The organism is Methylobacterium sp. FW306-05-D (assembly GCF_058782155.1).
Map to the genome: position 1 here is coordinate 22338 of NZ_JBYSXL010000052.1, position 10641 is coordinate 32978.

Sequence of the window (10641 nt, forward strand, 5' to 3'; positions counted from 1 at the left end):
GCATGCAGCCCTTCACCGTCGTCGCGGGCCCGGCGGCCGGCCTGCCCGGCGCCAACATCGACACCGACGTCATCATGCCCAAGCAGTTCCTGAAGGGGATCGATCGCGCGGGCCTGGGCGAGGCCACCTTCCACGACCTGCGCTTCGCCGGCCCCGGCGAGCCGCGCCCGGATTTCGTGCTGAACCGGCCCGAATGGCAGGGCGCGCGCATCCTCGTGGTCGGTCCGAATTTCGGCTGCGGCTCGTCGCGCGAGCACGCGGTCTGGGGCCTGCTCCAGGGCGGCCTCCGGGCGGTCGTCGGCACCAGCTTCGCCGGCATCTTCGCCGACAACGCCGCCAATAACGGCCTGCTGCTGATCGAACTGGCGCCCGGCCCCGTCGCCGAGCTCGCGGCCCGGGCCGCAGACCCGGAGGCCAACCACATGACGATCGACCTGCCGGCCCAGACCATCACCACCGCCGACGGCGCGGTGCAGCGCTTCGACATCCCGGCCCGGCGCAAGGATCACCTCGTCCGCGGCCTCGACGCCATCGGCGCCACCCTCGACCACGCGGACGCGATCCGGGCGTTCCAGGCCCGGCACCTCGCGGCCCAGCCCTGGCTCGCCTGAGCCTGACTCGTCATCGCGACGCAAGTGCCTGAGATGCCCCCCTGCTCCCGGTCCAGGAAGGCCGGGCGAACGCGGACGGCGGTTTGCTGCTCGTCATGGCTCGTGTCGGCACCCCGTCATCCTGGGGCCGCGCAGCGGAACCCAGGATCCAGACACGCAGGTCGAGCAAGGTTTGACGCTGTCGGCGAATCTGGATTCCGGGCTCGCCTGCGGCGCCCCGGAATGACGTGGTGGGGCGATATGCGATCACCCTGCCGGGACGGATAGGGGACCCCCGCCTGAACCACGGATTGTCGATCCGACGATTTACGTGCGTGCCGCTGTGCCCGAACCAGCGCCGGCGGCTCAGTACACCCGCGTGACCCAGCCGTGGGGATCGGGGGCGTTGCCGCGCTGGATGTCCACGAGGGCCGAGCGCAGGCGCTTCGTCACCGGGCCGGCGACGTTGTCCGAGACCGAGAATTCCCCGTCCGCGCTGCGCACGGTCCCGACCGGGGTGATCACGGCGGCGGTGCCGCAGGCGAAGACCTCGCGCAGGCGTCCGCTGGCGGCGTCCGCCTTCCAGTCGTCGATGGAATAGGGCCGCTCGGCGACCGTGAGGCCGTCCGCCCGCGCCAGGGTCAGGATCGAGTCGCGGGTGATGCCCGACAGGATGGTGTCGCTGAGCGGCGGGGTGACCATCGAGCCGTCGTCGAAGACGAAGAAGATGTTCATGCCGCCGAGTTCCTCGACCCAGCGGCGCTCGATCGCGTCGAGGAACACCACCTGGGCGCAGCCGTGCTCCACGGCCGCCGCCTGCGCGCGCAGGCTGGCGGCGTAGTTGCCGCCGCACTTGGCCGCCCCGGTGCCGCCGGGGGCCGCGCGGGTCTGGTCCTGCGAGACCCACACCGTCACGGTCTCGGAACCGCCCTTGAAGTAGGCGCCCACCGCCGAGGCGATGACGAGGTAGAGGTATTCCGAGGACGGCTTGACCCCGAGGAAGACCTCGCTGGCGATCATGAAGGGACGCAGGTACAGGCTGCCGCCCTCGCTCGACGGGATCCAGTCGCGGTCCGCGCTGACGAGCTGCTTGACCGATTCGACGAAGACGGCGTCGGGCAGCGGCGGCATCGCCAGGCGCTCGGCCGAGCGCCGGAAGCGCAGGGCGTTGGCCTCCGGCCGGAACAGGGCGGCGCCGCCGTCGGCGGTGCGGTAGGCCTTCAGCCCCTCGAAGATCTCCTGGGCGTAGTGCAGCACGGCCGCCGCCGGATCGAGGGAGATCGGCGCGCGCGCCTCGACGCGGGCATCGTGCCAGCCGCGCCCCTCGACGTAGCGGATCGTCACCATGTGGTCGGTGAACACCCGACCGAAGCCGGGATCGACGAGGAGCTCGGCCCGGCGCTCCGGCGAGACGGGCGAGGCGTGCGGCTGCGTGGTGAAGGAGAGGTCGTCGGGGGCGCTCATCGTCAGTCCTTACTTACGTCTCGTCGGATCAATCAAGGGCCGGTGCGGCGCCAGCCACGGCGCGGGCCGCCGGGCGCATCCGGGCGACGAGACGTGGGCTGGGGCCCTGATACGACGATGTCCGCTTGCGATCAAACGGCTTGCATCCTAATAATACGCAAACGAAAAGAGAACCGGAGCCTCCGCCGGTCGCTGCCTACAGGAGCCTCGTGCGTGTCGCCCCGAAAACCGCCTGCAGGTCCGGCGCCGGTCGATGGGCCGCCCGCCCGCAGCCTGGACCAGCTCCGCCTCGCCTATACCCAGACGCTGCTGCTGACGGGCCGGCACTGGCGCCGCGCCGCCAATGCCGTGATGGAGGCGCACAGCCTCTCGGACGCCACCGCGGTCCCGCTGATCATGATCGCCCGCCTCGACGGCGCCCCGCGTCAGAACGCCCTGGCCGAGGCCGTCGGCATCGAGGGCCCGTCGCTGGTGCGCCTCCTCGACCAGCTCTGCGAGGCCGGCCTCGCGATTCGCCGCGAGGACCCCACCGACCGCCGGGCCAAGGTGCTCAGCCTGACCTCCGCCGGCACGGCCGTGGTCGCCCGGATGGAGGCCGACCTCGCCCGATTGCGGGCCGAGGTCTTCAGGGAGGTCGGCACCGCCGACCTCGAGGCGAGCCTGCGCGTCTTCGCCGCCCTGCAGGCCTCCGCGCCCCGCTGAGGGGCCCTCGGCCGACGCGGGCATTCGTTCCACGCCCGGGCTGCTGCCGAACGCCGCGTCCCGAATGACTTGAACGGACGACGGCGCGCGCTCTTTCGGGCCTATGCCAATCAAACCCTCCGACCATCTGGTCTTATATTGCCTTCATTACCTCGGCGGCAGTGCCGGGACTTTCGAGACGGTCGCGCAACACCTCGCGGGCGCAGTATCCTGCGTCGCCCTCGACCTGCCGGGCTTCGGCGCGGACGGCGCCGGTCCCGGCCTGGACGTCGCCGCGATGGCCGCCGGCGTGGCCGCCCGGATCCGGGCCGACGCGCCGGGCCGCTGGATGCTGGCCGGCAACAGCATGGGCGCCAAGGTCGCGCTCGCGGTCGCGCGGCAGGCGGAGGACGGTGCGCCCGGCCTCGAAGGCCTCGCGGGCCTCGTGCTCATGGCGGGCTCGCCGCCCTCCCCCGAGCCGATGGCGGAGGACAGGCGCGCCGCCATGATCGCCTGGATCGACGCCGACCCTGAGACCCGGCAGCGGGAGGCCGAGGCCTTCGTCACGGCGAACGTCGCCGCGCCCCTCGATCCGGACCGGATGGCACGGACGGTGGCGGATGTCCTGCGCGCCAGCCCCGCCGCCTGGAAGCTCTGGCTCAGCGCCGGCAGCCGCGAGGACTGGAGCGCCTACATCGGCGTGCTGCGCAGCCCCGCGATCATCCTGGCGGGGGCCGAGGACGCCGATCTCGGCCCTGCGGCCCAGGCCGCGCTGACCGCGCCGCACCTCGCCCATCACCGCCTGGTGTCCCTGACGGAGACCGGACACCTCATACCCCTGGAGCGCCCCGAGGCGGTGGCCGAGGCGGTGCGCAGCCTCGCGTCCGGAGCGGTCTCGACCGGAGCCGAGGCGCCGGCGATCCCGGATGCCTACGCGGCCCTGATCCGGTCTGACCGCGTGAACGCCCGCCTGCGCGAGGCCCTGCTGCAACGCGCCGAGCCCGACGATCCGGCCTACCAGCCCCGGGCCCTCGACCCCGTCGGCCTCGCCATCCTGCGGGCGGCCTGCGCCCGGGTGCTGCCGCAGGACGGCGCGGGGACCATCGACTTCGCCGCCCGCATCGACGCCCGGCTGGCGAGCGGGGCGGGGGACGGCTGGCGCTTCGCCCGGCTTCCCCCCGACCCGGAGGCCTACCGGCGCGCCCTCAAGACCCTGGACGCCGCCGCCCGCGCCGCGCACGACAGGCCCTTCGTCGCCCTGGACGCCGAGGTGCAGGATGCGATCCTCGGGAGCCTCGAGGACGGCGCGGTCTCCGGCGACCTCGACGCGGAGCAGATGGGCTTCTGGTTCGAGGACCTGCGCGCGGACGTGGTCCGCACCTATCTCGCCCATCCCGTCGCCCTGGCCCGCATGACCTTCAGCGGCATCGGCGCCGGCGGCGACACCGACCCCCTGCCCGGCTTCCATGAGGTCGGCATCGGCCAGCGCGAGGCCTGGGAGCCGAACGCCCCCCTGGAGACCGCCCGATGAACCTCGATGCGATGCGTCGCTTTGCTACCTCCGAGACCGTCGACGCGGTGGTGATCGGGACCGGCGCCGGCGGCGCGCCCCTGCTGGCGCGCCTCGCCCAGGCCGGCCTCTCCTGCGTCGCCCTGGAGGCCGGGCCGAACTTCGACCCGAAGGGCTTCGCCTTCGACGAGACCCTGGCCGACGAGATCTACTGGACCGAGGAGCGCATCAGCGGCGGCGCGACGCCCGAGGCCTTCGGCGGCAACAACAGCGGCACCGGGGTCGGCGGCTCGACCCTTCACTGGGGCGCTTTCACGCCCCGGGCCGATGCCCGCGACCTGCGCCTCCACAGCGAGACCGGCGAGGGCGTTGACTGGCCCCTGGACCATGCCGAACTGGTGCCGTTCTACGAGCGCGTCGAGGCCTTCATCGGCGTCTCCGGCCCGGCGGACTATCCCTGGGACGAGACCCGCGCCTACCCCTTGCGTCCCGTCGCCCGCAACGCCCCGGCCCAGGCCATGGCGAGCGCCTGCGCGGCGCTCGGCGTGCGCTACGCCGATGCGCCGGCGGCGGTGGTCTCGCGCGCCTTCGCGCAGGAGCATGGCCCGACCCGGCCCGGCTGCATCAATTGCGGCTACTGCCACCAGGGCTGCCGCACCGGCGCCAAGACCAGCATGGACGTGACCTACCTGCCGCTCGCGGTTCATCACGGCGCTGAGATCCGGGCCGAGGCCCGGGTCCACGGCATCGAGCGCGCGAAGGACGGCCGGGTGACGGCGGTGATCTACCGCCAGGGCGGGATCGACCAGCGCCAGCCCTGCCGCACCGTCTTCCTCTGCGCCGGCTCGGTGGAATCCGCGCGCCTCCTCCTGCATCTCGACCTCGCCAACGGCAGCGGCCAGGTCGGGCGCAACTACATGGGCCACGTCGCCACCCAGGTCTGGGGCACCTTCGAGCCCGAGATGCGGATGAACAAGGGCTATCCCTCCTCGCTCATCACCGAGGACATGATCCGCCCGGCCGACGCGGACTTCGCCGGCGGCTACCTCGTCCAGAGCCTCGGCGTGGTGCCGCTCACCTTCGCCAATTCCCTGGCGCGGGGCCGCAAGCTCTGGGGCCGGGCGCTCGCCGACCAGCTCGCCCGCTACAACCACATGGCCGGCATCGGCATCAACGGCGAGACCCTGCCCTGCGACGCCAACGTGCTGACGCTCTCCGACGAGGTCGACGCGCTGGGCATGCGCAAGGCCGAAATCAGCTTCGGCTACAGCCGGAACGAGGAGCGCCTCAACGCCCACGCGACCCGGTTCCTCAACCGGGTCTGGGAGGCGGCCGGGGCCACGGACCTCTGGACCCTGGAGCGCGTCGCCCACACCATCGGCACCTGCCGCATGGGCCGCGACGGCGACACGGCGGTGGTCGACCCCGTCGGCCGCAGCTTCGAGGTTCCCAACCTCTGGATCTGCGACGGCTCGACCTTCCCGAGCTCGCTGGCCGCCAACCCGGCCCTGACGATCATGGCGCTGAGCCTGCGCAGCGCCGAGGCGTTCCTGAAGGCGGGGCGCTAGGGGCAAGCTCGAATCTGGTAGTGGCTCAGGCTACCGCCTGGGCCACGATGTCGGGATAGCGGCCGATCACACGGACATAGGCGATCGCGAAATCCGGCGCGGTCGCGCGTGCCTGCTCCCAGTCACGCAGGGTGCCGACCGGAACCCGGAAGCGGCTGGCGAACTCGGCCTGCGACAGACCGAGGCTGGTCCGCGTCCTGCGGATCAGGCGTGCACGCTGACCCCGGTCCAAAGCCTCGGCCGTCGCGCCGAAATCCTCGTCGTCGGTCAGGTCAGCAGGAAGCGCGATAGGCTCGTTCTTCACCCGTGTTGCTCCTTCTCACCGATATGAAGCGGGCCTGACCGTTCCGACGGACGAAGACGCCCGTGAAGAGTTTCTCGCCGACGATTCCGATCACCTTGAAGCGTTCCTCTCCATCGATCTCACGGATGGAGGGAACGATCACATGGTCGTTGTCCTCAAAGATCCGATCGCCCAGGGTCAGTGAAACGCGATGCTTCTCGCGGTTGGCCGCGTCCTTGGCAGGGTCAAACCGGTCCCGCGTCATCGCCCGTGAGCGTACGGAATTTCCGTACGGCTTGTAAAGCTGCCCTCCCGCGATCCATTCACGCGTCCCCTCAATACATCGGCGTGCCGCCCGTGACCGGCACCAGGGCCCCGGTCATGTAGCTGCCCTCCCGCGAGGCGAGGAGCACGTAGGCGGGGGCGAGTTCGGCCGGCTGGCCGGCGCGGCCCAGCAGCGTGTCGGAGCCGAGGGATTCGATCTGCTCGGGGCTCTTCACGATGGGCTGGATCGGGGTCCAGACCGGGCCCGGGGCGACGCAGTTCACCCGGATGCCCTTCGGCGCCAGCAGGTTGGACAGGCCGATGGTCAGGCTCGCGATGGCGCCCTTGGTGGTGGCGTAGACCAGCATGGTCTTGTCGGCGACCTTGGCCTGCTGGCTGGTGGAGTTCACGATCGCCGCGCCCGGCTTCATGTGCGGCACGGCCGCCCGGGCGAGGTAGAGCATCGCGAAGACGTTGGCGCGGAACGAGCCCTCGAGATCCTCCGGCGTGACGTCGTCGAGGTCCTCGTTCACCACCTGCGCGGCGGCGTTGTTGACGAGGATGTCGAGGCCGCCGAGTTCGGCAACGGTGCGGGCGACGAGGTCGCGGCAATGGGCCGGGTCGCGCAGGTCGCCGGGCAGGAGCAGGACGCGCCGGCCCGCCTTGCGCACCCATGCGGCGGTGTCCTCGGCGTCGGACTGCTCCACCGGCAGGTACGAGATCGCCACGTCGGCGCCCTCGCGGGCATACGCGATGGCCACCGCCCGGCCGATGCCGGAATCGCCGCCGGTGACCAGGGCGACGCGGTCGGTGAGAAGGCCCTTGCCGACGTAGCTCGTCTCGCCGTGGTCGGGGGCCGGGCGCATCCGCGAGGTCAGGCCCGGCCGCTCCTGCTGCTGGTCGCCGGGAAAGGGCGGCCGCGGGCCGGCGTCGCGGGGATCGATGGTCATCGGCGGGGCGCTTTCGGGGGCTGTCTTCCGAGGGAGGAGCCCGCCGCGCGGCGGGCCCCGGAGAGGGTCAGGCGGCTGCGTCGTCGGCTTCGAGAATGGTCTCGAGGTCGCCCGTGAGGGCGTCGAGCTGGTCGGCGGTCGCCCGGATCTTGAACCGGGTGCCGTCCTCGGCTTCGACCGCGATCTCCACGTGATCGTCGACGCGGGCGGCCAGGGCCTGCTTGAGGATGTAGGTGGTCACGTCCGTGTCGGTCTTGTCCGCGGTCTTGGCCATGCTGGCGTCTCCTGTCGTGGTCCCGGGCAACGCGGCAGGACGGGGGTCGGATCTGCGACCAAAGCTCCCGCCGGGTGCGGCGGCCCGTCAGAGATCGAGGCCCGACAGGGTCGCGGCGGCCTGGATCAGGGCGAGATGGGTCAGACCCTGCGGCAGGTTGCCCAGATAGGCGCCGCTGACCGGGTCGGCCATCTCCGAATAGGTGCCGGAATTCCGGTCGAGGGCGGCCACCACGGCCTCGAAGGCCGCCTGCGCCTCCGCCCTTTCCCCCAGCAGGGCCCGGGCCTCCACCAGCCAGAAGGTGCAGGCGAGGAAGCAGCCCTCCTCCACCGCGGCGCCGGTGTAGCGGTAATGGTAGGGGCCGCGCCCCAGCTCCCGGTCGATGGCCCGGCAGGTGGCCGCGAGGCGCTCGGGGTTGCCGAACCGGAAGCGCACGGCCAGCGCGAGGGAGGCGTCGAGCTTCTCGGTGCCGGGATGCATGACGTAGGATTGCTTCGCCTCCGACCAGCAGTTCCGGTCGATCCAGTCGGCGACGCGGTCGCGGGCGCGGGCCCAGCGCTCGCGGCAGCTGCCGGGCAGGTGGCCGCCATCGGCGAGTTCCACCGCCCGGGCCAGCGCCTGCCAGCAGCTGATCTTGGAGCCGGTGTAGTGCTTGGGCTCCGGCAACTCCCAGATGCCCGCATCCTTGAGCTTCCAGGATTCGGCGCATTGGTCGGCGAGCTGGGCGAGCAGCGCCCCGGTGCGCAGGTCGAGCATGTTGCCGTCGGCCACGAAGCGCTCGGCGGTCTCGAAGATGTCGCCGTAGATGCCGTGCTGGTGCTGGCCCGAGGCGGCGTTGCCGGTACGCACGGGGCGCGAGCCGCGATAGCCCGGCAGGTCGATGTCCCGCTCCCCGGGCACGCGCCCGCCGTCGAGGGTGTAGAGCACCTGCGCGCCGTGCTCGCCGATGTGGCGCATCAGCCAGGACAGGGCCGCGTTGGCCTCGGCCTGGGCGCCCAGGCGCAGGAAGGCCTTGATGACGTAGCCGGCGTCCCGGATCCAGGCGTAGCGGTAATCGTAGTTCTTGGAGCCGCCGATGCCCTCGGGCAGGGAGCTCGTGGCCGCCGCCGCGATGGCGCCGGTGGGCGAGTAGAGCAGCAGCTTCAGCGCCAGGGCGCTGCGCTCGACCTGTTCGGCATAGCGGCCCCGATAGGCGAGGCGCTCGGTCCAGTCCCGCCATTCCTGGCAGGAGACGTCGATGCGCCCGTCGATCTCGCCGATCGGCGCCACCACCAGGGGCTGGTCCTCCGCCGCCACGATGGCGACGACCTCGCGCTGGCCCGCCCGCACCTCGACGAACCCCGAGATGGCGTGGTCGTTCTCCGTCTCGATCCGGATGCCCTCGCTGGTGCGGAACAGGCCCATCATGCCGGCGACGTGGAAGGCGGTGCCGTTGCTGTTGCCCGAGAGGTAGGGGGCGGCCGTGTCGCCCCGCGTGCCGAACACCAGCGAGACCCGGAAGCGCACCTGCCCCTCCAGGCCTTCGATCCGACGGGCGAGTTCCGCCCAGGGCAGGCGCCCGGCCGGGCCGCTGTTCAGGCTCTCGGTGAGGCGCGCCCGCCCGGTCTTCGTGGTGAAGACGGTCTCGTGGACGTTGCTGCCGTCGCGGTAGCCGATCTCGGACGTGAACGGGTCCTCGGGCGTGATCGCGAAGTAGCCGCCTTCCTCCGGGCTGAGCAGGCGGTCGAACAGCGGCGGCGAGTCGAGGTTGGGGCAGCACCACCAGTCGATGGAGCCGTCCGCGCCCGAGAGCGCCACCGAGCGGCCCTCGCCGATGGCCGCGTAGCCCTCGATCGGCAGGTATCCGTCGATGCGGGCGACGGCACCGCCCGCGCGGGGAAAAGGCTTCAGCACGGTGCGGACGACCTCGGATGGTGAAGGGACGACACCGGCCGGGGCCGGGCGTGGCGCCACGAGCTGTGTATGCGCGTCGCACGTGTCCGAACGGGCCGACCGGGATCCTCCGCGGGGTCTGCTCGAACCCGCGCGACGCTCCGCCGTTCCGGGCGCGGCTTGCTTCACGTTGACACGGCGGGCTGCCGACCCGGCGCGTCCGTGTCCCGGAAGCCGCATCGCCGTGCCCTTCCGCACGCCCGGAATGAACGCTCATTGACCAATGAATGAACATTCAATACGACGATGGGGTCGGTGGGAGGTTGCCATGCAGCGGACGCACGAGGATTTCCCGTTTCAGGCGCTGGTGCGGAAGGGGCGGGCGTTCCTGGCGCCGGAGCACCTGCTGCTCGGGGCCGTTCTGGTGCTCGGCTGGGCCGCCCTGATCGCCTGGACCGGCAACGGCGCGGTGGGCTGGCAGGCCCGCCTCTGCGCCGATGCCGACGCCTCGGTCGCCGCCTGCCGGGTGGTCGCGCCGGCGGCGGACGGCAAGGTCTCCTGAGCATGGCCTCGCCGGTCGGCACCCTCATCGATGCCCGCGCGAGCCAAGCCGCGCGGCGGGAACAGATCCTCGACGCCGCCTGCGCCTGCTTCGTGCGCAACGGCTTCCATCGCACCACGATGCAGGACCTCGCCCGCGAGGCCGGCATGACGGCGGGCAATTTCTACCACTACTTCCGCTCCAAGGAGGCCCTGGTGCTGGGCCTCGTCGAGCGCGAGCGGATCAGCGGCGCCCAGCTGGTGACGCGCCTCCAGCAGGAGGGCGACCGGCGCAGCGCCCTGTTCGGCGTGCTCGGGCAGTATTTCGGCGCCCTGACCCGGGAGGCGGCGGTGCTGCGCCTGGAGATCTGGTCCGAGGGCACCCGCAACCCGGCCATCGCGGCCCTGACGGCGGAGACCGAGGCGGAGGCCCGGGCCTGGTTCGAGGAGACCTTCGCCGACCTCGCCACCGCGTCGGACTGCGATCCGGTCGCCCTCTACGCCCTGCTGGCGCCCCAGCTGAAGGGCATCGTCCTGAGCCGGGCCATCCTGCCCGACTTCGACACGGGATTCGCCGTGGCGCAGCTCCAGGCCCTGATCGAGGCCGGGCTCGCCGGTCGCGCGCCCCTCCCCGCCCCGGAACCC

The 10641-nt window shown here is 72.0% G+C and carries 12 protein-coding genes; 6 read left to right on the top strand and 6 right to left on the bottom strand.

Annotated features, from left to right (window positions below):
- Window positions 1-2 precede the first annotated feature (2 nt).
- Window positions 3-611, top strand: a complete 609-nt coding sequence (gene leuD / locus AC3WLN_RS16835; protein WP_492483126.1) for a 3-isopropylmalate dehydratase small subunit — start codon at window positions 3-5, stop codon at window positions 609-611.
- 345 nt (window positions 612-956) lie between these two features.
- Here leuD and AC3WLN_RS16840 read toward each other — a convergent pair whose 3' ends face one another.
- A complete protein-coding gene (locus AC3WLN_RS16840) occupies window positions 957-2054 on the bottom strand; it encodes a branched-chain amino acid aminotransferase (protein ID WP_492483128.1) in 1098 nt (365 codons plus the stop codon).
- Between the two features lie 213 nt (window positions 2055-2267).
- Between AC3WLN_RS16840 and AC3WLN_RS16845 the strand changes: the two genes are divergently transcribed.
- From AC3WLN_RS16845 to AC3WLN_RS16855, 3 genes are all read left to right on the top strand, one after another.
- Complete coding sequence (locus tag AC3WLN_RS16845) at window positions 2268-2756, top strand: MarR family winged helix-turn-helix transcriptional regulator (protein WP_492483130.1); 489 nt, start codon at window positions 2268-2270, stop codon at window positions 2754-2756.
- Between the two features lie 103 nt (window positions 2757-2859).
- Window positions 2860-4266 (top strand): alpha/beta hydrolase, encoded by a 1407-nt coding sequence (locus AC3WLN_RS16850; RefSeq protein ID WP_492483132.1) that lies wholly within the window; start codon window positions 2860-2862, stop codon window positions 4264-4266.
- Window positions 4263-5813, top strand: a complete 1551-nt coding sequence (locus AC3WLN_RS16855) for a GMC family oxidoreductase (RefSeq protein WP_492483135.1) — start codon at window positions 4263-4265, stop codon at window positions 5811-5813. Before AC3WLN_RS16850 ends, AC3WLN_RS16855 begins: the two co-directional genes overlap by 4 nt.
- A 25-nt stretch (window positions 5814-5838) precedes the next feature.
- On the opposite strand, the gene AC3WLN_RS16860 is transcribed toward AC3WLN_RS16855, so the two are convergent.
- From AC3WLN_RS16860 to AC3WLN_RS16880, 5 genes are all read right to left on the bottom strand, one after another.
- Window positions 5839-6117 (bottom strand): helix-turn-helix domain-containing protein, encoded by a 279-nt coding sequence (locus tag AC3WLN_RS16860; protein ID WP_492483137.1) that lies wholly within the window; start codon window positions 6115-6117, stop codon window positions 5839-5841.
- Window positions 6086-6361, bottom strand: a complete 276-nt coding sequence (locus tag AC3WLN_RS16865) for a BrnT family toxin (RefSeq protein WP_492483139.1) — start codon at window positions 6359-6361, stop codon at window positions 6086-6088. Before AC3WLN_RS16865 ends, AC3WLN_RS16860 begins: the two co-directional genes overlap by 32 nt.
- Window positions 6362-6431: 70 nt before the next feature.
- On the bottom strand, window positions 6432-7310 hold the full coding sequence (locus AC3WLN_RS16870) for an SDR family oxidoreductase (RefSeq protein WP_492483141.1): 879 nt from the start codon (window positions 7308-7310) through the stop codon (window positions 6432-6434).
- Window positions 7311-7377: 67 nt separating this feature from the next.
- Window positions 7378-7584 carry a hypothetical protein gene (locus AC3WLN_RS16875; protein WP_492483143.1) on the bottom strand — a complete coding sequence of 69 codons (207 nt, stop codon included), beginning with the start codon at window positions 7582-7584 and terminating at the stop codon, window positions 7378-7380.
- An 87-nt stretch (window positions 7585-7671) separates the two neighbouring features.
- Window positions 7672-9477, bottom strand: coding sequence for a glycoside hydrolase family 15 protein (locus AC3WLN_RS16880; protein WP_492483144.1), 1806 nt, complete (start codon window positions 9475-9477; stop codon window positions 7672-7674).
- A gap of 307 nt (window positions 9478-9784) precedes the next feature.
- Here AC3WLN_RS16880 and AC3WLN_RS16885 point away from each other — a divergent pair, with 307 nt between their 5' ends.
- Together AC3WLN_RS16885 and AC3WLN_RS16890 are read left to right on the top strand one after the other, a co-directional pair.
- Window positions 9785-10018: a hypothetical protein gene (locus AC3WLN_RS16885; RefSeq protein ID WP_492483146.1), complete on the top strand. Its 234-nt coding sequence runs from the start codon at window positions 9785-9787 to the stop codon at window positions 10016-10018.
- 2 nt (window positions 10019-10020) lie between these two features.
- Window positions 10021-10641 (top strand): TetR/AcrR family transcriptional regulator (locus tag AC3WLN_RS16890; protein ID WP_492483148.1); only part of this gene is annotated, 621 nt, incomplete at its 3' end.

Coding starts and splice junctions, on each gene's coding strand:
- leuD (WP_492483126.1), top strand. CDS start 3: ATGCAGCCCTTCACCGTCGTCGCGGGCCCGGCGGCCGGCCTGCCCGGC.
- AC3WLN_RS16840 (WP_492483128.1), bottom strand. CDS start 2,054: ATGAGCGCCCCCGACGACCTCTCCTTCACCACGCAGCCGCACGCCTCG.
- AC3WLN_RS16850 (WP_492483132.1), top strand. CDS start 2,860: ATGCCAATCAAACCCTCCGACCATCTGGTCTTATATTGCCTTCATTAC.
- AC3WLN_RS16855 (WP_492483135.1), top strand. CDS start 4,263: ATGAACCTCGATGCGATGCGTCGCTTTGCTACCTCCGAGACCGTCGAC.
- AC3WLN_RS16865 (WP_492483139.1), bottom strand. CDS start 6,361: ATGACGCGGGACCGGTTTGACCCTGCCAAGGACGCGGCCAACCGCGAG.
- AC3WLN_RS16870 (WP_492483141.1), bottom strand. CDS start 7,310: ATGACCATCGATCCCCGCGACGCCGGCCCGCGGCCGCCCTTTCCCGGC.
- AC3WLN_RS16875 (WP_492483143.1), bottom strand. CDS start 7,584: ATGGCCAAGACCGCGGACAAGACCGACACGGACGTGACCACCTACATC.
- AC3WLN_RS16885 (WP_492483146.1), top strand. CDS start 9,785: ATGCAGCGGACGCACGAGGATTTCCCGTTTCAGGCGCTGGTGCGGAAG.